At 55.9% G+C, this 20262-nt stretch carries 19 protein-coding genes; 6 read left to right on the forward strand and 13 right to left on the reverse strand.

Annotation, left to right across the window (positions count from 1 at the left end):
- Positions 1-15: 15 nt before the first annotated feature.
- The 6 genes from KQI65_08205 to uvrA all read right to left on the reverse strand — a co-directional run bounded on the left by KQI65_08205 (position 16) and on the right by uvrA (position 6454).
- Positions 16-921 (reverse strand): DUF58 domain-containing protein, encoded by a 906-nt coding sequence (locus tag KQI65_08205; GenBank protein ID MCB2204717.1) that lies wholly within the window; start codon positions 919-921, stop codon positions 16-18.
- Between the two features lie 9 nt (positions 922-930).
- Positions 931-1431, reverse strand: coding sequence for a tetratricopeptide repeat protein (locus KQI65_08210; GenBank protein ID MCB2204718.1), 501 nt, complete (start codon positions 1429-1431; stop codon positions 931-933).
- Positions 1432-1513: 82 nt separating this feature from the next.
- Positions 1514-2221, reverse strand: a complete 708-nt coding sequence (locus tag KQI65_08215) for a TSUP family transporter (protein MCB2204719.1) — start codon at positions 2219-2221, stop codon at positions 1514-1516.
- An 82-nt stretch (positions 2222-2303) separates the two neighbouring features.
- Positions 2304-3194 (reverse strand): DMT family transporter, encoded by an 891-nt coding sequence (locus KQI65_08220; protein ID MCB2204720.1) that lies wholly within the window; start codon positions 3192-3194, stop codon positions 2304-2306.
- 15 nt (positions 3195-3209) lie between these two features.
- Positions 3210-3581, reverse strand: a complete 372-nt coding sequence (locus KQI65_08225; protein ID MCB2204721.1) for a VOC family protein — start codon at positions 3579-3581, stop codon at positions 3210-3212.
- A gap of 41 nt (positions 3582-3622) precedes the next feature.
- Complete coding sequence (gene uvrA, locus KQI65_08230; GenBank protein ID MCB2204722.1) at positions 3623-6454, reverse strand: excinuclease ABC subunit UvrA; 2832 nt, start codon at positions 6452-6454, stop codon at positions 3623-3625.
- Positions 6455-6485: 31 nt separating this feature from the next.
- On the opposite strand from uvrA, the gene KQI65_08235 reads away from it, so the two are divergent.
- Together KQI65_08235 and KQI65_08240 are read left to right on the forward strand one after the other, a co-directional pair.
- On the forward strand, positions 6486-7787 hold the full coding sequence (locus KQI65_08235) for a hypothetical protein (protein ID MCB2204723.1): 1302 nt from the start codon (positions 6486-6488) through the stop codon (positions 7785-7787).
- 12 nt (positions 7788-7799) lie between these two features.
- Complete coding sequence (locus KQI65_08240; protein MCB2204724.1) at positions 7800-8438, forward strand: NusG domain II-containing protein; 639 nt, start codon at positions 7800-7802, stop codon at positions 8436-8438.
- Between the two features lie 53 nt (positions 8439-8491).
- Here KQI65_08240 and KQI65_08245 read toward each other — a convergent pair whose 3' ends face one another.
- The gene (locus KQI65_08245; protein MCB2204725.1) at positions 8492-9370 is read right to left on the reverse strand and encodes a Spx/MgsR family RNA polymerase-binding regulatory protein; all 879 of its coding nucleotides are present in this window, start codon (positions 9368-9370) and stop codon (positions 8492-8494) included.
- Positions 9371-9420: 50 nt separating this feature from the next.
- Entirely contained in the window at positions 9421-10242 is an 822-nt protein-coding gene (locus KQI65_08250; protein ID MCB2204726.1) for a 3'-5' exonuclease, read from the reverse strand.
- A 171-nt stretch (positions 10243-10413) separates the two neighbouring features.
- Between KQI65_08250 and corA the strand changes: the two genes are divergently transcribed.
- From corA to KQI65_08265, 3 genes are all read left to right on the forward strand, one after another.
- Positions 10414-11505 (forward strand): magnesium/cobalt transporter CorA, encoded by a 1092-nt coding sequence (corA, locus tag KQI65_08255; protein MCB2204727.1) that lies wholly within the window; start codon positions 10414-10416, stop codon positions 11503-11505.
- A gap of 74 nt (positions 11506-11579) precedes the next feature.
- Complete coding sequence (locus tag KQI65_08260; GenBank protein MCB2204728.1) at positions 11580-11876, forward strand: isoamylase early set domain-containing protein; 297 nt, start codon at positions 11580-11582, stop codon at positions 11874-11876.
- Positions 11877-12084: 208 nt separating this feature from the next.
- Positions 12085-13470, forward strand: coding sequence for a tetrathionate reductase family octaheme c-type cytochrome (locus KQI65_08265; protein ID MCB2204729.1), 1386 nt, complete (start codon positions 12085-12087; stop codon positions 13468-13470).
- A 90-nt stretch (positions 13471-13560) separates the two neighbouring features.
- On the opposite strand, the gene KQI65_08270 is transcribed toward KQI65_08265, so the two are convergent.
- Positions 13561-14094, reverse strand: a complete 534-nt coding sequence (locus tag KQI65_08270) for a peroxiredoxin (GenBank protein ID MCB2204730.1) — start codon at positions 14092-14094, stop codon at positions 13561-13563.
- Positions 14095-14343: 249 nt separating this feature from the next.
- On the opposite strand from KQI65_08270, the gene htpG reads away from it, so the two are divergent.
- Positions 14344-16224, forward strand: a complete 1881-nt coding sequence (gene htpG / locus KQI65_08275) for a molecular chaperone HtpG (protein ID MCB2204731.1) — start codon at positions 14344-14346, stop codon at positions 16222-16224.
- A gap of 203 nt (positions 16225-16427) precedes the next feature.
- Here the strand turns inward: htpG and KQI65_08280 are convergent, their stop codons facing one another.
- The 4 genes from KQI65_08280 to KQI65_08295 form a co-directional block, all read right to left on the reverse strand.
- Positions 16428-17639, reverse strand: coding sequence for a VWA domain-containing protein (locus tag KQI65_08280; protein MCB2204732.1), 1212 nt, complete (start codon positions 17637-17639; stop codon positions 16428-16430).
- A gap of 78 nt (positions 17640-17717) precedes the next feature.
- The gene (locus KQI65_08285; protein ID MCB2204733.1) at positions 17718-18461 is read right to left on the reverse strand and encodes a VWA domain-containing protein; all 744 of its coding nucleotides are present in this window, start codon (positions 18459-18461) and stop codon (positions 17718-17720) included.
- Entirely contained in the window at positions 18451-19596 is a 1146-nt protein-coding gene (locus KQI65_08290; GenBank protein ID MCB2204734.1) for a hypothetical protein, read from the reverse strand. The genes KQI65_08285 and KQI65_08290 overlap by 11 nt, the downstream gene beginning before the upstream one ends.
- A gap of 66 nt (positions 19597-19662) precedes the next feature.
- A complete protein-coding gene (locus tag KQI65_08295; protein MCB2204735.1) occupies positions 19663-20223 on the reverse strand; it encodes an RNA polymerase sigma factor in 561 nt (186 codons plus the stop codon).
- Positions 20224-20262 lie beyond the last annotated feature (39 nt).

Here is a 20262-nt window from a genome sequence, read left to right on the forward strand (position 1 = left end):
TCAACGGGAGAACGGTTATCCCCCTATTTTGCGTCGTTTGTTCAGGTATTCAAACAGGGCGGTATCGAACGGGGTTGCGGTATCGAGCAGGACGTAGTCAATGCGCTGCTCGCGGCATTCCTTCTTGTAGCGGGCGATGAAATCACGCATGGCTTCCTGGTAAGCACGCTGTATCTGGTAGGGCTGCGTCATCATCTCTTCATTGTTTTCCATATCCCGGAAAATCGCGTCACGTCCGAAATCGAAATTCCGTTCCCGCGGATCAAGGATGTGGAAAAGGATAACTTCGTGCTGGTTGTAGCGGAAATGTTTGAGTGCGCTCAGCACCTGGTCGGGATCGTCGAAGAGATCGCTGAAAATCATGACGAGTCCGCGGCGGTTCAGCCGTTCGGCAGCCATGTTCAACGCGCGTCCCGTACCCGTGGCATGTGCCGCCTGCAGCTTTTCAAGTTCGAGAAGAATGGTCTGCAGGTAGACTTTCGTGGAATGCGGCGGCATGAATTTCTGCAGCTGCTCGTCATAGGTGAGCAGTCCCACCGCATCCTGCTGCCGCATCATCAGGTATGACAGGGCGGCGGCGAGGTAGGAGGCGTATTGCAGCTTCGTGATGTTGCCTTCGGACTTGAACTCCATCGAACGGCTGGTGTCGAGAACGAGATAGCTCTTGAGATTCGTCTCTTCCTCGAACTGTTTGATGTAGTACCGGTCGGTACGACCGTACACCTTCCAGTCGATACGGCGAATTTCGTCGCCTGGCATATACTGCCGGTGTTCGGCGAATTCGACACTGAAGCCGTGATAGGGACTTTTATGCAGGCCCGTGATGAATCCTTCCACCACCAGGCGTGCCCGCATCTCCATGGTGGAAAGGCGGGAGACAACATCGGGACGCAGATATGTGCTTCTGTTGTCCTGTCTCATGGGCAATGGTTATTCAGAGGCCTGCGGCGAAGAGTTCTGCAGGGATTCGAGCAGCTCTTCCGGCGTTTTCCCGAGGTTTTCGAGTTCGAAACGCGCGGTTTCCGCCATGGAACTGTCCGGATACTGCTGCAGATATTTTTCATACGCCACGCGCGCGCGCTCGTAATTCCCGAGCTCGTTTGCATACGTGAAGCCGGCTATGAAAAGCCCGCGATGCGCAAACGTGCTCTGCGGATATTTTTCAGCGACCAGCTCGTACGTCGTCGCGGCCTTGAGTTTGTCTTTCTGTTCGTTGTAATACAGTGCTGCGGAACGGAACAGCGCCTCCGGTGCTTCTTCTGCATCCGGTGTGTCCTTGACGATTTGCTCGTACAGAGCGAGTGCGTCAGTTGCCTTCCCGTCTTCCTCGAGACCGCGTGCCTTGGAGAACATGTCACCACTGTCACTGCCTGAGGAGCAGGCAGCGAAAAGCACGGCGGTGATGGCAAGAAGAGAAAGTACAGTTTTCATGCTTGTGCCAAAGGTTGTGAAGCAAAACAACTTATCACTTGGTGTGGCAACAAGCAAGGTAGCTGGACGTCGCCCCACCGCGTCAGAAAAAGACAATTTTTACCAGCAATCCCATGAGAACAGCGCCAAATACAGGTTTGATTACCTTGCTGCCGCCGCGGATCGCAAGTCCCGCTCCCGTCCATGCGCCGGTGAGATTCGCCACGCCCATGGGCAGCGCGATATGCCAGTACAGCTCCCCGCCGACCACGAAAGCCAGGATGGCGGCATAGTTGCTGGCGAGGTTGAGGAGTTTCGCATGCGCCGTGGCCCGCAGAAAACCGAAGCGGAAAATAAGCACGAAGCCGAAAGCGAGGAAAGAGCCGGTTCCAGGACCGAAGAACCCGTCGTAAAAGCCGAGTACAAAAGCGAACAGTCCCGCGATAAGGTAATGCATGCGACGAAGGTCCCGCTTCTCGTCTTTCATCCCGAAATCCCTGCGAAGGAAGGTTACCGCAGCAACGATGACGATGAGAATGGGTATGATGGCGTTGAGCGAGGAGGCCGGGACACGCAGTACCGTCCACGCGCCTGAGTAGCTGCCCGCAAAAGAACACGCGAAGCCCAGGATCCCGAGGCGCAGAAGGACGTATCCGCTGCGAATGTATCGCAATGTGCTTACCGTGGTTCCGATGGCGCTCTGAACCTTATTGGTCGCAAGTGCGATATGTGGCGGCACACCCGCCGCGAGCAGGGAGGGCAGTGTTATCAACCCGCCTCCTCCGGCCATGGAATCCACGAGTCCGCCCATGAACCCGGCGGCGATGAGAAACAGGTATGTCAGCCAGTCGGGAGTCGTTGTATTCTCCTGTCAGTATTTCCAGGAAACCGGTTCAGCGAAGGAAAAGGACGGCCACACCAGCCACCGCGACGACGGCGCCTCCGATGGCGCGCAGGCTCAATTTTTCATGGTAGAAGTACCGCACAAGGGGAAGCATGATGATGGGTGGCAGTGCCATGATGGTCGTTGCCACCGCAACTTCAGTATACGCGATGGCGATGAAGCTGAAGGTGATGCCGAGAAAGGGACCCAGCACGGCACCTGCGGCAGTGTATCCAAATGCGGTCGGATTGTTCTTGTACACGGTGAACGGGTTGCGGTACCAGCGCAGCAGCAGCGCCGCGGGGAGGAAGATAATCACGGCCGTACCGATGCGCACGGTGGTTGCGACGAGTCCGTGAATGGGAGCCTCGACGAAGGCCAGCTTGGCGAATATCAGTCCTGAAGCCTGTCCCATCGCACCGAGCAATGCGAACAGCAGTCCTTTCGGTGTCACGTTGTACCGCTCCGCGGCGGCGGGACGCCGTTCGAGTACGACGATGGCCACACCGGAGATGGTGACGACCATACCGATAATCACCTGCAGCGAAAGCGACTCATCGAGGAAGGCCAACGCCATCAGGGCGGTAAACCCGGGAACGAGCGACATCACGAGCATGGACACGCGTGCACCGATATCCTTGAAGGCCCGGAACAGGAAACTGTCGCCGAGCACGAGTCCGACGATGCCGCTGTACGTCAGGTTGAGCAGCTGCGAGGATGACATGCGCAGGTCGAGCCCCATGACCAGAACGGAAAGCAACAGCAGCACGAGCGCAAGTATCATGCGTGAAATATTCACCTGAATGGAGCCGACGCGTGTGGTCGCCTCGGTGAATACCATGGATGTTCCCGACCACAGAAATGCGGTCAGCAGTGCGCTGAATTCTCCAAGAAAGGGCATAAAATAATGTGCCGGTTAGTGCGGGGAATGCAGTGCGATGCGATTTCCTTCCGTATCGCGGAAGACCGCCATGTAGCCGACGTCTTCGGAGATCTGCGTTTTCGGCATCAGCACCTGCGCGCCGCCGGCTTCCGCACGCGTGAGCATGGGATTGAGATCCTCACCGGCGTTGAGATAAATCATGACGCCCTGTTCGGACGGCATGTACCATTCATGTTTGACGATGGCGCCTGTGACGCCTTCCTCCTGCCAGTTACCCAGGAAACCGAACAGCGCGCCGCCGATTTCCTGCTCTTCGATGGTGATGCCGAGCAGCTTCTCATAGAAACGCTTGGCCCGGTCGAATCCCTCAACAGGGATTTCAAACCAGCTGATAGTGTTTGCCATATGTTCTCCAGTGCTTAATGGACGCCTGAAACAGTGTTGTGCTATCCTGCTGCCAGGATTTCGCGGAGGAAGCGGCCTGTGTAACTCGAAGCGACCTTGGCAACGTCTTCCGGTGTACCTTCAGCAACGATTTCTCCACCTTGTTCGCCGCCCTCCGGACCAAGATCTATCAGCCAGTCAGCACATTTGATGACATCGAGATTGTGTTCGATGATGAGTACGCTGTGACCGGCTTCTATCAACGCGTTGAAACAATTGAGCAGTTTGCTCACATCGTGGAAATGCAGTCCTGTCGTCGGTTCATCAAAAATGAACAGGGTGTGTCCGTCGCTGCGTGAAGACAGGTGCAGCGCAAGCTTGAGACGCTGCGCTTCCCCGCCGGAAAGCGTCGTGGCAGACTGTCCCAGGCGCATGTATCCGAGTCCGACATCGTCGAGCACCTGCAGCTTGTTCGCCACGCGTGGGACGCTTTCGAAGAACACAAGGGCTTCGGTCACCGTCATGTTCAGCACATCTACAATATTCTTTCCGTTGAAACGGATGTCAAGGATTTCCTTTTTGTAGCGCGTGCCCTTGCAGGATTCACATTCGAGATAGAGATCCGCCATGAACTGCATTTCCACCTTGATCGATCCATCGCCTTCGCACACGTCGCAGCGTCCCCCGGGCACATTGAAGGAAAAGGCGCCGGGAGCGTATCCGCGCAATTTCGCAGCCGGGGTGGAAGCGAAGAGATCCCGTATGCCATCGAAAGCCTTCAGATAGGTGATGGGATTTGAGCGCGGTGTGCGTCCGATCGGCGACTGGTCCACCATCTCTACATGCTTGATGCGCTTGTGACCGGAAAAGCCCGAGAAACTGCCGATCTCTTCCTCGAACGCGCCATCGATTTCCTTTTTCAATCCACCATACAGGATATCATGCACCAGCGTGCTTTTCCCCGAGCCGCTCACACCGGTGACGCAGGTGAACACGCCGATCGGGATGCGGACGTCGATTTCCTTAAGGTTGTTCTGCCGGGCCTGCTGAATCGTCATGCGGCTTTTGCCTTTACGGCGGGACGTTGGAATCGGAATGGTGAGTTTGCCGCTGAGGTACTGACCGGTGAGCGATTGCTTTCTGCGCTTGAGCTGTCCGAGCGTCGTCGCGGCTACGATTTCTCCACCGTTTTCGCCGGCGAGAGGACCAATGTCGACGATCATATCGGCGACCTGCATCATTTCGGCGTCGTGCTCGACGACGATTACGGTATTCCCGCTGTCACGGAGCGACTGCAGAATGCTTATGAGGCGCGTGTTGTCGCGCGGGTGCAGACCGATCGTCGGTTCGTCGAGAACATACATGGAGCCGACCAGTGAGGAGCCGAGCGACGTGGCGATGTTGATGCGCTGCGCCTCACCACCCGAAAGGGTGTGCGAGAGGCGATCCATGGTCAGGTAGCCGAGTCCGATTTCCGTGAGGATGCGCAGGCGCTTGCGGACTTCCGTCATGATGCGTCCCGCCACATCCATCTCGAAGGCAGTGAGTTCCACGTCATCGAAAAACGCATGCAGGCGATCAATGGGCATGCTGACCAGGGTGCCAAGACTGCGTCCCGCAACACGCACGGCGAGCGCATGAGGCTGCAGCCGTGAACCACCGCAGCTTTCACAGGTGGTGTACCCACGGTACCGTGCCATGAGAATGCGGTAGTGCATCTTGTAGTTCTTGGATTCCACCATCTTGAAGAAGCCGCGAATCCCCTTGAAGCCTTTCGCACCGTCCCAGACAAAATCCCTTTCCCTGTCCTCGAGTTCACGATAGGGCACATCGAGGCGGATGTTATGCTCATGCGCGACGCGTTCGAGGTCGCGCTGATGCTTGCTGTGCTTTGGAGTGCTCCAGGGCTGTACCGCTCCTTCACCCAGGGTTTTGTTCACGTTGGGAACGACGAGATTCGGATCGATGCCGGTTGTCCGGCCGAAGCCCTGGCAGGTGGGACAGGCACCGGCGGGACTGTTGAAGGAAAACAGCTGCGGTTCGGGTTCGGCATACGCCGTGCCGCAGACGCTGCAGGCGAAGCGGGAATTAAACGCCCATTCCTCGCCATTTTCGAGCAGTCGCACGCGCACGTAGCCGTCCCCCTCGACAAAGGCGGTTTGCAGGGAATCAGAGTAGCGTCCGCTGTCCTTCCCCGCACGCCACACGAGGCGGTCGACGAGCACCAGGACTTCGTCTTTCTCCACCTCCAGTGTGTCAGTTTCCTCGAGATTGATCAGCTCGTCGCCGACGACAATGCGGATGAAGCCCTGCTTGCGCAGATTCTCGAGTTCATCCTCCATACTGTGTCCCTCATGCGCGTGCATGGGAAACATGATGTACAGCTTGCTGCCGTCTTTCAGCGTCTCGAAGCGCTCCATGACCGTTCGCACGGAGTCGCGCTGCACGAGCTCACCGTCGTTCACGCAATATGTCTTGCCGATGCGCGCGTACAGCAGGCGCAGATAATCGTAGACTTCCGTGGTGGTGCCCACAGTGGAGCGGGGATTGCGGCTCGTGGTTTTCTGCTCGATGGCGATGGCGGGTGCGATGCCCTGGATGAAATCCACGTCGGGTTTGTCCATGCGCTCGAGAAACTGCCGGGCATATGCGGAAAGGCTCTCCACGTAGCGGCGCTGTCCCTCCGCATAAATGGTATCGAACGCCAGGCTCGATTTTCCGGAACCGCTCACCCCGGTGATAACGATCAACGATTGATGCGGCAGCTCGATATCGATGTTCTTGAGATTGTGGACCCTTGCGCCCCTGATGATGAGGGAAGAAGCGGCGCCTGTCGCTTTGGATGCGGCTGAGCGCTTTGCTTTCCCTTTTGTTGATGCTTTTTTCGCTGGCATGGGTCCTTGCTTCGCTTGGAGTGGGAACAGAATGTACAAACCAAAAAATTACGCGGGGGAAGCGGAAATGCAAAATGCCTGCTATATTTCCTGCATGAAAACCTCGGTACTCATGGTTGTGCTGCTGCTCGGATATGTCGGCACATTGCGTGCGCAGGAAGATACGCAGGAAATGACGCGCACGGTGATGTATGCGGACAGCGTGCACAATGCGTGGCATGCGGTGCTGGCGGACGATGATGCGGATCGCGTGTTTTGCGTCTGGTCACTGCGCACTTCCGATTCCACGCGTATCCTCGGCACAATGCTGCATCCCTTTCAGCGGGAAGCGCTGCATGCCGTTCCCCTCAGTACCGGCAAGAGCTGTGAGCAACTGCGTCCCGCCGCGGCATTCCTTGGCGGCGGCGGCATCATTGTCGCATGGCAGGAAACCTGCGGCACGCATTCCGCGATACGCATGCGTTTGCTCGACGCGCAGGGTCGTCCCGCGGGCGGCAGCATTGCTGTCAGCGATCCGTGCTGCAACGCGGTCATGCCCGCCGCGGGGAGCAGTGGGAACGGTGCCGTCCTCACCTGGCAGGATTATCGAAACGGTGCAGTGGATGTGTATGCGCAGCGCATCGACGCGGAGGGACAGCGCATGGGTCATGCGTTGATGGTGAACGATGATTCTTCCCGTGCCATGCAGGGCGCTCCACGAGTCGCGGCCGACAACGGTGCACATCCCCTGCTGATCTGGCCTGACAATCGCGTTGATGGCGCGTGGAAATTTTACGCTGCCGTACTTCAGGGCGACGGAGTCGGCACAAATCTCCTCGTGGATTCCGCCCAGCGCAAGGCCATGACCACGCTGCCCGCGGCGCTTGCTCTGCCGCCGGATTCGGCCCTGTTCGCATGGAAGGATTACCGGGAGGGACACAGCAATATCTACCTGCGCAGCGCGGATCTTGGCAGCAGCAGTCTCAGTGCAGCAACCCGGCTTAATGATGACAGCACCGACCGATGGCAGCGTCTCGTCGTGCTCGACAGCGATGGTGGTGAACGCGTGGTCGCATGCTGGGAAGATCATCGCAACACGGAACGCAACCAGAAGGGCGATATCTATCTGCAGTGGCTGACCAGGGATGGAAGGAGCGTCGGTGCAAATCAGAAAGTGAACACGCGGGACGACCGCATTCCCCGCAAGATGCCGAAGGTCGCGATGCTGCGCGACGGTACATTGCTTGTCGTGTGGCATCAGGGGGATGAAGGGCGGTTTGACCTGATGGGACAGTGGTATGCACCATCAGGCAGCAAGGCGGGAGAGCCATTCTGTATCACCTGTGAGCATTAAAACGGAACACGTATGGACAGGAGAGAATTTTTCAAACTCGGCTTTCTTCAGGTGAAGGACCAGGCGCGCAAATCTGCACCCGAGGTTATTCGCAATAAAATTTCCCAGACCCTGATTGATGTCAGCGTGCTCACCGAGAACGTTGACAAGGCGGAACGGCTGGCGGAGGAATACCTCGCAGAGTATTTCGGAGAACGCTTTCTCCGCCTGCGGCAAAGCCATCTCAGTGGTACCCTCCCCGGCGGTATCGTGCTGTTCGAAGGCATTCGCCGGCGGGATTTCCATGATGGTGCTTCACTGTTTTATGCGGCACTGCGTGATCTCGAAGAGGAGCTGCAGCTCGGGGAACTGCAGAGCGATCCGGTGCTGCTGCGCTATGTCAACCGCATACCGGATTTCAGTCGCACGGCGGAAGTGTACAGGGATGGGAAACTCGTGCAGGCTATTCCGCTGCATGAAGATGCGGAGTATGATCTTGAGGGACATGACGGGGGACACCTGCTTGTGGTCGTCAGCGACAGGCGCCTTTCCGTGCAGTCCGCTTCCTGCAGGTATGGCATCTGTGCCGCGCATCCGCCTATCATCACTCCGGGACAACGCATTACCTGTGTTCCCAATCGGCTGAGTATTGCGATCGGGCTGCAGCAATAAAAAAAAACCGGAGACGTGTTGTCTCCGGTTTTCAGTACCTCGGGAAAAGACCGCTATTTCACGGCTTTCTTGATCGCCGCTTCATCGAAGCCGATGGTGATACCTTTCTTTCCTCTCACCAGGGGACGTTTGATGAGCATGGTGTCTTTGCTGAGCGCATCGACAACCTGCTCTTTGTTCATCCCGTCGACCTTGTCTTTCCATCCTCCGGTCTTGTACGAACCACCGCTGGTGTTGAACGCCTTGCGGTAGCCGTCCATACCTTTGAGTGCTTCGCGCAGCAGCGTTTTAGGCGGCTGCTCTGTTTTCAGGTCCTTGAAGACATACGGTACCTTGTTGCCGTCGAGGAACTTCATTGCCTTGCGGGTGGTCCCGCAGGTCTTGATGCCCCAGACTTCGGTACTTGCGGCTCGACCGCGTTGCGTCGCTTTTTTATGGGCCGCAGACTGGTTCTTTGCTGCGGCCCTTCTAGGCGAAGCTTTTTTCTTGGTCGCTTTTTTCGCCGTACTCTTCTTGGCAGGGGCTTTCTTCTTTGCGGCAGCCTTCTTCGGCGCCGCTTTCTTCGTGGCCTTCTTCACTGCTTTTTTCGCTGCTGCTTTTTTCGGCGTTGCTTTCTTCACAGCCTTCTTCGCAGCTTTTTTCGGCGCAGCTTTTTTCACGGCTTTTTTCACGGTTTTCTTCGCGGCAGCCTTCTTCGGTGCAGCTTTCTTCGTGGCCTTCTTCACCACTTTCTTCGCGGCAGCTTTCTTCGGTGCGGCTTTCTTCGTGGCCTTCTTCACCGCTTTCTTCGCCGCAGCTTTTTTCGGCGCAGCCTTCTTCACTGCTTTCTTCGCAGCCTTCTTCGGCGCAGCTTTCTTCACGGCTTTTTTCACCGCCTTCTTCGCCGCGGGTTTTTTCGCAGCGGGTTTCTTCGCTGCTGCTTTCTTGGCCATATTCAGTCCTCCTTGAAGTGAGATGTGGGTGTGGGTGACAGTGTGTCACATTATCCGTTCTCTTGCGCGAATAAGGATGGAGGCCCTTCAGGAAGGGAGCCTTCCAGGGCCTTGCGAATTACCGATTTCGTCGATTCATGAAATCCTCCATCGAGAATCCAATGGAGATAGTCGCGATCACGATTGATAAGCTGCTGTAATGATGTGCCACGGTATTTGCCAAAGGCTATAATAACATTATTTCCTTCCCACACAAGTTTGCCTTCGGCATCAACCCATGACGGGTCTTTCGGATGCACCACTTCTTCAAGTGCGGCAATATCGGAAGGGAGATCTTCATAGTGCTGCAGCTGCGCGGCGAGAATATCCGCTGTCGCCTGCGCATCCGCCAGTGCACCATGCGCGCCTTCGTGTTCGCGCTTGCAATAAAAACGCAGAGCTGCGGAGAGATCGCGCGGTTCCTTCCGGTGGAAGATCGTCTGCACGTCGATCACGTGGCGTCCTTCCATCGGCAGTGTTCGCTGGCAGCGCTGCAACTCGAGCTGCAGCAGCGGAAGATCAAAGCGTCGTACGTTGAAGCCGCTCAGATCACAGCCGTCGAGAAACGCGAGCAGCGTATCGGCGAACTGTGTGAATGTGGGTTGCAGTGCGACGTCGGCATCGGTGATGCCGTGCACCGCCGTGGCGTCGGGGGGAATCGGAATTTCAGGATTGATGCGGGAGGTGAGTTCGCGGACGGTGCCGTTCGGGAGGTACTTCAGCACTGCGATTTCGACGATGCGATCGCTCCGGATGTTCACGCCCGTGGTCTCGAGATCGAAGAAAGCCAGGGGACGCGAGAGCTGCAATACGTGCTGCGTCGGTGTCGACATTCTGTTGTCGATCGCACCTCCGTATGCGTGGGAGAATGAAACCGTGTTGTTTGCGGTTTTCTTTCATGAACAATTTACGTAATAATGCAATGAACAGAAAAATATGCACAACGGGAAAGAGGAAACCGCGCAGCACTGGCGCGCAACCGCGTTCGTGTAACGGAGGACAGTATGGTACGGAAGCAATGGCAACGCATCACTCGCAACAGAATTCCCCGCCTGCGGAAACGCAAGGAAGCGGGACTCCCACCTGGCACCGTCATCTATACCGGCGAATCGCGTGAAGGCACCGCCGAGCTGCGCTATCTTCGCTACACACCGGAGGTCGTGTATGAAGAAGTCATCACCCCGGATGACCTTCCCGCACTGGCTGATCGCGAAGGCGTGCAGTGGCTGCGCGTCGAAGGTGTGCATGATGTCGAGATGCTTGAGCGTATCGGGGCGGCCTTCGGACTGCATGCGCTTACGCTCGAAGACATCAGCAATGCGTCGCATCGGCCCAAGTTCGAACAGTTCGAACAGTACCTCTTCATTGTATTGCGTCATCTGCGCGATGACAATGGTGAAGCGCTGGATGAAGAAAATATCTGTCTGCTGCTGATCGGGAATCTCGTTCTTTCCTTCAGCGATTCCGAGCAGAAGGTGTTCGCACCGAACAAAGAGCGCATCGGTGCGGCGAACGGACGCTTCCGTGCGCGCGGTGCGGATTACCTCCTCTATTCGCTGATCGATTCCGTCGTCGATCACTACGTGCTCATTCTCGAAAACATGGATGATGCTGTCGAAGAACTGGAAGAAGCGGTGCTCGGCAATCCGTCCCGCGAGATCATTACGCGATTGCATGATCTGCGCCGAAGCCTCACGCGTCTGCGCCGCGCCGTGCTGCCCCTTCGCGACGTCGTCATGCAGCTGCAGCGGGAAGAGACGGAAATGGTCGGCAGTGATATCACGATGTTCCTGCATGATGTCCAGGATCATCTCAACCAGGTACTCGACATGATTGAGAGTGATCGGGAGACCATCGGAGGATTGATCGAACTGTACATGACGCATGAGAGCAACCGGATGAACGAAGTCATGAAAGTGCTGACCGTGATTGCCACGGTGTTCATACCCCTCACCTTCATCGCCGGAATTTACGGGATGAACTTCGAGTACATGCCCGAACTCCGCACGGCCTGGGGATACCCCGCCGTGCTGACGCTGATGTTCGGTATCGCGGCAGGCATGTTTCTTTTCTTCCGTCGCCGGGGATGGCTCTAGTACTGATTTTTTCGCCGCGCTGTTGTATTTTTGTTCTGTCACAATTCGTTTCATGTTGATGCAAGCAAAGGACCATGCCCAAGAAGAGTTATACCCGAACCGGTCGTTCCTGCCGGGTGACGTTCTATCTCCCTGCCGAAGTGCAGGCGCAGCGCGTTGCCCTGTGCGGGGAATTCAATGACTGGGATGCCGAGGCGCATCCCTTGCGCGTGCGAAAAGACGGGACACGCTACATTTCCCTGAGCCTGGATGCGGGTCGTTCGTACCGTTATCGTTTTCTCGTCGATGGAGATCGTTGGGAGAACGACTGGAATGCAGATGCCTATGCACCGAACGAGTATGGAAGTGAAGACAGCATTGTGCATGTCTGATCATCATGGCAATCTCAATTCAACAGGGCGTCTTTCGGACGCCCTGTTGCGTTTTACACTGAACCTTCCAGCGGCAGGGACGCATCCCATAAATGGCGGACAACAAAGGCTTATTTCGTGCTTGAGGTCAACCTGTTCAAAACAGTACCTTTAAGTATCGCATCCCTGCAGCCTCCGCCATCGTCAGCACATCTACAGAGGAACGTCCATGAGAATTACCGCTATCGCGCTGTTGCTCCTTTTCTGGGCCGGCAGCATCGCAGCCCAGGATCATGCCGATTTTATTGAGGGACCCTTCGATTCTCCGCAGGAAATTACGGAAACATGTCTGACCTGTCATGAGGATGTAGGAGAGGAGGTCATGGAAACCGAGCACTGGACGTGGCTTGGTCCGGAGTTCGAGGACGGGGAGCATGGCGTCATTCAGCTGGGGAAACAGCGCTTCATCAACAATTTCTGTATCGCCATTCCTTCCAACTGGCCGCGCTGCACGAGCTGCCATATCGGGTACGGCTGGAAGGACGCCAGTTTCGACTTCGATGATCCCAACAATATCGACTGTCTCGTCTGCCACGATCAGTCGGGTACGTATAAAAAAACTCCCACGGCGGCCGGTATGCCCGATGAGGATGTGGACCTGGTGACCGTAGCGCAAAGCGTGGGATTGCCGACGCGCCGGAACTGCGGCGTCTGCCACTTCGATGGCGGCGGCGGCAGCGGCGTCAAACACGGGGATCTTGACGACAGTATGTACGAACCGTCAGAGGAACTCGACGTGCATATGGGCGGCATGGATTTCGGCTGTACCGAATGTCACACAACAGATGCGCATCATATTGCGGGGGCCGGACACAGTTCGATGGCGACAAACAGCAACCACATTGCCTGCACCGATTGCCACGACGCAGAGGTGCATGAGAAATCGCTGCTCAACGATCACGTCAAAACCCTGGCCTGTGAAAGCTGTCATGTGCCGACGTTCGCGCGTGAGGAACCGACGAAAGTCTGGTGGGACTGGTCGAAGGCGGGAGAGGATCGCGAGGGTTCGGAAGAACAGTTCGGTCGCGAAACCTATAACAAGAAGAAGGGCGAGTTCGTCTGGAAGAAGAACGTTGTGCCGACATATGTATGGAGCAATGGCGGCGCCGAATACTATGTCATGGGCGATCGCATCGATCCGAAGCATCCCGTTGCGTTAAATCATATTACGGGCAGTATCAAGGAAGTCGATGCGCGCATCGCGCCGTTCAAAGTCATGCGTGGCAAGCAGCCGTATGACACCGGGAATGCAACGCTCATCGTTCCACATCTCTTCGGCAAGGATGGATACTGGAAGACGTTTGACTGGGATTCCGCTTCCCGCAAGGGAATGGAAAGCGCCGGACTCCCGTACACCGGTTCCTACGCCTTCGTCGAAACGGAAATGTACTGGCCGATAAACCACATGGTCGCCCCTGCAAAAAATGCCCTGCACTGCACGAGTTGTCATGGGAAGAAAGGGGAACGGCGACTCGACTGGAAGGCCCTCGGCTACAGCAAGGACCCCATCACGAAAGGATCGCGTTTCAAGCAGGGTCTGGTCGAAGAAGAATAGGTTGCAGCTGCTGTGATAAACAAAAAGCCCCGCAGTATTGCGGGGCTTTTTGCCTCTTCTCTGAAATTTCTTACCTCATGCGCCAGCTCATCAATTCAGAGTGAGCTCACCGGCGGTCCAGTTACAGGGGGTCAACTTTCCGGTCTGCAGTGCCTCGAGAACACGAAGTGTCTCCTGCACGTTGCGGCCGGTCCCCAGGTCATTGACGTTGACCCATTTGATCACACCCTCGGGGTTGATGATGAACGTGGCGCGCAGGGCGACACCATCCGTCTTGTCGAGAATGCCGAGCGCAGAGGTGAGCTCGTGTTTGACATCTGCCAGCATCGGGAACGGAAGTTCCTTCAACTCGGGATGCGTGTTGCGCCATGCGAGGTGTACCCAGCGGCTGTCCGTGCTGCCGCCGAGAACCTGTGTATTCAAGCGTTCAAACTCAGCATTGGCTTCGCCAAACGCTGCGATTTCAGTAGGACATACGAAGGTGAAATCTTCCGGCCAGAAAAACACAACCTGCCATTTGCCGGCATGCGTCTCATTGGTGATCTCCGTGAACTCCTGTCCGGGTTCGCGACTCACAGTGGCCTGAAGTTTGTACTCGGGAAAGTTATCACCTACAGTTAGCATCGAAATATTCTCCTCACAAAAAATGATAAAGAATGTTGCGGTTCGGTTCCGCATTAAGATGAATCCGATCATATATCACCGGAATCACATAACAGGAAAACACTTCGGTGCGGACAAGAATTCCATGAACGTGAATTTTTTCCATGCTCGCGCCTCGTGGCAGGGCAGAGATCCATAGGTTGAATGAAATGGGGATTCCGTGCTAATTTTAGAGATGTATCGTACGCAACAGTAACAGGAGAAGAATCCATGTCTGATCAGAAACATGCTGCGGCAGAGCAGTTCGAGTACAAGGCGGAGATGAAACAGCTTCTCCACCTGATAATTCACTCCCTGTACAAGCATCCGGAAGTGTTTCTTCGCGAGCTGGTATCCAACGCTTCGGACGCGCTCAACAAGGTGCGTTTCCTGCAGGTGCAGAACGCTGCTGTACATCAGCCTGATGCCGAACTGCGCATAAAAATTGAGATCGACGAGAAAGAGCATGCGCTGACGATTGAGGACAGCGGCATCGGCATGACGAAAGAGGATTTGATCGAGCGCATCGGGACGGTCGCGAGTTCAGGAACACTGGATTTTCTCTCGAAGGTCAGGGAAGGCGAGCAGAAGCTCGATGGCAGTGAACTTATCGGGCAATTCGGTGTGGGCTTTTACTCGGTGTTCATGGTCACCGATGAGGTGACGATAGAGACGCGTCATGCGGATGAAGACGCAAAAGGCTGGCGCTGGACCTCACAGGGCAGCGGGACGTTTACCATCGAGGAAATCGAAAAGGCGGATCGCGGGACGCGTATTTCCTTCAAGCTGAAGGAAGATGCCCAGGAGCTCGCCAGCGACTACCGGGTGAAAGACATCATCAAGAAATATTCAAATTTCGTCGATTTCCCCATCTATGTCGGAGATGACAAGGTCAACAGCGTCACGGCGCTCTGGCAGAGGAAGAAAGAGGACATTACGAAGGAAGAACTCGACGAATTCTACAAATTCGTAGCGAACGATTTTCGTGAGCCTTTCGATCACCTGCACTTGCATATCGAGGGACGTGTCAACTTCAAGGCGCTCATTTTCATGCCGTCGGAGCCGCCCTTCGGGTATTTTGATCCGCGTGAGGAAAAGTCGCTGCAGCTGTATGTCAACCGCGTGTTCATCCAGGACGACTGCAAGGATCTCGTACCCGAATATCTGCGCTTTGTCAAAGGCGTTGTCGACACGGAAGACCTTCCGCTCAACGTTTCCCGCGAAGTCACGCAATCGAGTCCGGTAACCGCAAAGATGCGGGAGATCATCACCAACCGCGTTCTCGGCATGCTTGAGGACTGGACCAAATCCGACGCGGACAAGTACAACACCTTTTTCCAGAAGTTCGGCAATTATCTCAAGCTGGGCATCACCACGGAATTTGGCAACAAGGATCGAATTGTGGAATTGCTGCGTTTCGAGACCAGCAAGACCGAGAGCGGGAAATACACATCGCTCAAGCAGTACGTCTCCGATATGGGAGAAGAGCAGAAAGAGATCTACTACATCACGGGCGAGGGACGTGATGTGGTCGAGAAAAACCCGAACCTCGAGTATTTCCGCAAGAATGCCATTGAAGTGCTCTTTCTCACCGATCCGGTCGATCTGTTTACGGTGACCTCTCTGCCGGAGTTCGACGGGAAGCCCATCGTCTCCATCGAAAAGGCGGACATCAATATTGCGGATAAGAGCACGGAAGAAGAGGTCGAGGATACGCTTAAAGGCAAGGAGGCGAAAGACATCCTGACGCGCATGAAAGAAATTCTCGGTGATCGCGTGGAGGATGTGATCGAATCGCGCCGCCTGGTCGACAGTGTCGCGACACTCGTCGTGGGCGAGCAGGGAATGGATGCGCAGATGGAACGTATGATGAAGATGATGAACAAGGATTACAGCGGAGCGAAGAAAATTCTCGAAGTCAACCTCCGTCATCCGCTCATCAAGAATCTTGCGGGTATCAATGCGCAGGATCATGAGTCGCAGCAGCTGAAGGAGGCTGTTGAGCAGATCTATGATGGCGCCCTGCTGATTGAGGATAATCTGCAGAACCCGATGGACTTCGTGCGCCGCGCAATGGACGCCATGGAAAAAGCGACACGCGCACAGGGCTGACGCAACTTACCCAACGGCAGGTGGCACCCTGCAGATATACCGATCGCAGAATATGCAGTTTCTGCATAATCTTCAGCGACTGTTTATGCACTTTCTGCATATTTTCCCAGCATTAATTATGCAGTTTCTGCATATTTCAACGCAAAGAGGCTGTCCCCGTGGACAGCCTCTTTGCATTTCAGCCCCTCGATTCTTCGCTGTTATCAGCGCACCAGCATCATGCGGGATGTGACGACGTCGCCGCTGCTCAGGCGATAGAGGTACATGCCGCTGGCAAGACCTTCGGCCTGGAACCGGACGTTATACGAACCCTGCGCCCTGAAGCCGTCTACGAGCGTGGCAATGTGCCGGCCGAGAATGTCGAAGACTTCCAGGGTGACATGCTGCGGGGCGCTGCTGCTGATTGTGAATGGAATGCTGGTTGCCGTTCCGCTCGTGAAGGGGTTCGGCATGTTCTGCTCCAGTGAAAGCGATGCCGCGGCGGCGCTGACCGGCTTGACCGCGGTCACGCCCTGCAGGGCAGGCTCACTGAAACTGGCCGTCGCTTCCTCTGCGCAGGCCTGTACGCGCACTTCCAGCGTGTGAATGGTTGCATCGGGATCGGGGGTCTTGAATGCGACGGTGTGCTCGTCGAATCCGCGTCCCATGAAGTTGGCAACTTCCGTAAAGATCTGCTGCAGTTCGGATGCATTCGGTGTCTGGAAGTAGAGCCCGCCGGTCTGTGTCGCAATCGTGTCGAGGACGTAGCCGTTGATCGCACTGCCGAGTCCGATGGTAAAGACACGAATGTTTTTCTGCTGTGCGTAGGCGATGACATCGCCCGGGCTGCGAACACTCGCATTGTCAGCACCATCGGTCATGACGACGACAGCCTGCTTGGGATTGACTCCGTTGGTCGAAATTTCATCGATGCCAGCATACATTGCATCCCAGACGGCGGTAGCGCCACCGGCTGGCAGTCCGTCAACTGCAGTTGTCAGAAGCGGGGTGAGCGTCGTCATCTGCTGCGCCATGTTGATGGACTGGTTGAACCAGATGACGCAGGCTTCGTCGACCACGCTGTCCATGAAAGCCACGAAGGCCTTGCCAGCGGCCTTGGCGCCGGCGTTGCCTGCGCCCGACATACTGCCGCTGGCATCGAGCACAATTGCCGCGGAAAAATTGTTGCGCACCGCGGGAGAGGAGCTTTCAACGATGGAAAATTCCTCGACGGGCTTTCCATTGTCCGTGATCGTGAGGTCTGATGGATTCAGCATGTACTGCACTTCCCCGTCGCAGGTAATGTACAGCGTCAGATGTGCCTGGGTGTTCCCCTGAATTTCATGTATCGTCGTGATACGTGCAGTGGATTGTCCCCAGGCTGAAGTAGTAAGGATCATTGCGGCAAATACAATGATACTCCCAAAGAATTTCATAGAGATACCTCCTCGTTAAAGGTAGATGGGACGGTTTCCTTTTCGGGATGTCGTCCCTGGCAGTGTATTACCGCGTGATTAGGGTCGTCGGAGAATTGCCGCGATCTCACGGTATATGCCGTTGAGGGAAGACAGCAGGGGTTGTGCGTAATGTCTTCCGCCAGTGATATCCGTGATATTGCGCAGCACATGTTCGTGACTTTTCAGGCGCATGGTGATGGTAAACACCATGATGCCGTTGCGTTCCGCATAGTCGAGTACGTTCGCGGGTGTACCGAGGCTGCTGGAATTGTCGTCACTGTCAGTAATCATGATGATTGCTCTGCGCGCATGAGTGGCGCGTGCCGTGAGCTCGAGCATGGCGTAATACATGCCGTCCCACATGGCGGTGCCGCCCGTCATCGGCAGCGCATTCACCGCAGCGCGCAGTGAATCGACATCCGTTGTGATATGCTGGCGCACCGTGGTGACATTGTTGAAATACACCACGGCCCCTTCATCCACGCTTCCGTCGAGCGAATCGAGCAGTGCCTCCGAGGCTTTCCGCAGGTACTGATTCATCGCCCCGGAAATGCTGCCGCTGGCGTCTAGTACGAGCACTGCGGAAAAATGCGAAGGTACCCAGGTCCCGCTGGTAGTATCCACCGGAATATCAACCGAAACTGCCGTACCGATGGAGTCACCGGGCAGAATCGCAATATTGTCCTGATACTGATTCCGCGGCGTGTCGATATCCAGTGGAGAATCGCAGGCGCTGACAATGAAAAGAATTGTCAACGCCGGCAGGAAAAAGGATAGTATGGCAGAACGTTTAGAACTCATATGAGAGACCGTAGGTCAAACCCAGTTTTTCGGTTCTGAACCAGTTATTCTGGAATTTGTACATAAGGACGCTGCCTTCTGCGCCCACCACAAATGCGATGCGGTCGAAGGGCTTGAGCTTGAGTCCGGCTACCGCGCGACCGAGGGGACCGAGTCCTACACCCTGATCGAGATTGAAAGCGCCGCCGGCCTGAAGTTGTACGAAGGGGTAGACGTGGGGGAGCAGGGCATCTCCGTTAAACTGGTATACCGCCGTCGCCCAGTACGCCAGTGGATTTTGCTCGTACCCCACGTCTTTACCCGCTTCGATTCCTTGCGTCTGTATTCCGTTGAAGCGCTGTGGAAAGGCCTCCTGGCCGGTTTCCACGCCAATGCTGTGATGATCTGACAGTGCGTAGAACACACCGAGGTTGACATTGCGGAACCAGGATTCCGACTGCGACACGATCGCGGGGGCCGGATACGACCGCAGGGCGACATTGCGTGCCTGCAGGGTGAGTCCGCTCGGCGTCGGCAGAAGATCATAGAAGAACACCTGCTCGTGCGGGACTGAACGAGCATGCGGATCACCGCTCACATCCTTCAGTCCGTCGATCGGACGCAGATTCAGCTTTCCTTCAGCCTTCGCGAGTGCTGCCAGTGCCGAGGGCAGTGCCTGCGGCTTGACGGGGACCGCTGCCACTGGCGGCGCGGCCGTCCTTGCAACGGGTGTGCTCACGGCAAGATCACTGAGTGCAGGAAGTTCCTGCACGGTCAGTTCCGTTGCGGGCGAGGAAATCACACGCTCGGTGTTCTGCGAAACTGGTGCCGGGAAGAGCATATACAGCATCACGGCAGCAGTTACGGCGAGCATCGCCGACCCTCCCGAAACCCAGATGCTGCGCAGCATGCTGTTTGCAGCAGGTGCCGCAGCGGCAGCGCTGGACGTGGAGGGAATACTGAAGCCGAGTGCGCCGAAGACGGCGGATGTCGCAACCGCAGGCGGGGTGAACGCTTCCGTGTCGTGCTGTATCGCCTTGCGGATGGCGAGATTGTCCTGCATTTCCCCGCGGAGGTCGGCATTCTCCGAGAGCCTGCGGAACAGCACCTCCTCATGGGCGCCGTCGAGCTCTCCGTCGAGGAAAGCATGCAGCATGCGCTCGTCCATAAAATCCTGATGTGCATTCATCGTTCTGTACCGAATCTCTAACGTAACATGTATTTATTCACTGTCTTCACTGAATTCGCGGATGTAAGGTGCCAGGATATCCCGGATTTTCTGCTTTGCCCTGAAAATGCGAACCTTCACATTTGAAAGGGAAGAATCCACCACCTCTGCTATTTCCGCGTAACTGAGCCCTTCATACTCCCGCAGGATGAATACTTCGCGATAATCGTCGGGTATCATATCCAGCGCTGTGGTGATCAACTGCAGGAATTCGGATTGTTCCGCGGACTTCGGGGCGACGAGGTATTGGTAATCCTCGAATTCCACCGTCCTTTTTTTGTTCCTGCGGGTATTCAGACACAGATTCCTCGCAATTTTCAGCAGGAAACCGGGCACATTCGTCATTTCCCTGTCCTGCTTCGCACATTCGTAAAAGCGAATGAACGTTTCCTGATACACATCCTGAGCCTCGTCACGATTTCCGAGAAAACGAAGGCAGTAGGCATACACCCGTCCCGAGTACCGGGCGTACAGCTCGGAGAATGCGGCCTCACTTACCTCCTTTCCGCTCTGAAGGCGGGAAAAAAGCTCGGCGTCCGGTATGGTATGTGACATGTTTCCGGACATGTGGCGACGGTAACAATGTTCTCAATA

The sequence above is a fragment of the bacterium genome, assembly GCA_020444325.1.
GTDB lineage: Bacteria > Bacteroidota > Ignavibacteria > SZUA-365 > SZUA-365 > BM516.

Excerpts from the sequence above, each read along its gene's own strand:
- KQI65_08220 (MCB2204720.1), bottom strand. The coding sequence starts at position 3,194 with ATGCCCTTTCTTGGAGAATTCAGCGCACTGCTGACCGCATTTCTGTGG.
- KQI65_08245 (MCB2204725.1), bottom strand. The coding sequence starts at position 9,370 with ATGGCCAAGAAAGCAGCAGCGAAGAAACCCGCTGCGAAAAAACCCGCG.
- KQI65_08280 (MCB2204732.1), bottom strand. The coding sequence starts at position 17,639 with ATGAAATTCTTTGGGAGTATCATTGTATTTGCCGCAATGATCCTTACT.
- KQI65_08295 (MCB2204735.1), bottom strand. The coding sequence starts at position 20,223 with ATGTCACATACCATACCGGACGCCGAGCTTTTTTCCCGCCTTCAGAGC.
- KQI65_08215 (MCB2204719.1), bottom strand. The coding sequence starts at position 2,221 with ATGGGCGGACTCGTGGATTCCATGGCCGGAGGAGGCGGGTTGATAACA.
- KQI65_08265 (MCB2204729.1), top strand. The coding sequence starts at position 12,085 with ATGAGAATTACCGCTATCGCGCTGTTGCTCCTTTTCTGGGCCGGCAGC.
- KQI65_08290 (MCB2204734.1), bottom strand. The coding sequence starts at position 19,596 with ATGCTGCATGCTTTCCTCGACGGAGAGCTCGACGGCGCCCATGAGGAG.
- KQI65_08285 (MCB2204733.1), bottom strand. The coding sequence starts at position 18,461 with ATGAGTTCTAAACGTTCTGCCATACTATCCTTTTTCCTGCCGGCGTTG.
- KQI65_08270 (MCB2204730.1), bottom strand. The coding sequence starts at position 14,094 with ATGCTAACTGTAGGTGATAACTTTCCCGAGTACAAACTTCAGGCCACT.
- KQI65_08260 (MCB2204728.1), top strand. The coding sequence starts at position 11,580 with ATGCCCAAGAAGAGTTATACCCGAACCGGTCGTTCCTGCCGGGTGACG.
- uvrA (MCB2204722.1), bottom strand. The coding sequence starts at position 6,454 with ATGCCAGCGAAAAAAGCATCAACAAAAGGGAAAGCAAAGCGCTCAGCC.
- KQI65_08205 (MCB2204717.1), bottom strand. The coding sequence starts at position 921 with ATGAGACAGGACAACAGAAGCACATATCTGCGTCCCGATGTTGTCTCC.
- KQI65_08225 (MCB2204721.1), bottom strand. The coding sequence starts at position 3,581 with ATGGCAAACACTATCAGCTGGTTTGAAATCCCTGTTGAGGGATTCGAC.
- htpG (MCB2204731.1), top strand. The coding sequence starts at position 14,344 with ATGTCTGATCAGAAACATGCTGCGGCAGAGCAGTTCGAGTACAAGGCG.
- KQI65_08250 (MCB2204726.1), bottom strand. The coding sequence starts at position 10,242 with ATGTCGACACCGACGCAGCACGTATTGCAGCTCTCGCGTCCCCTGGCT.
- KQI65_08240 (MCB2204724.1), top strand. The coding sequence starts at position 7,800 with ATGGACAGGAGAGAATTTTTCAAACTCGGCTTTCTTCAGGTGAAGGAC.
- KQI65_08235 (MCB2204723.1), top strand. The coding sequence starts at position 6,486 with ATGTACAAACCAAAAAATTACGCGGGGGAAGCGGAAATGCAAAATGCC.
- corA (MCB2204727.1), top strand. The coding sequence starts at position 10,414 with ATGGTACGGAAGCAATGGCAACGCATCACTCGCAACAGAATTCCCCGC.
- KQI65_08210 (MCB2204718.1), bottom strand. The coding sequence starts at position 1,431 with ATGAAAACTGTACTTTCTCTTCTTGCCATCACCGCCGTGCTTTTCGCT.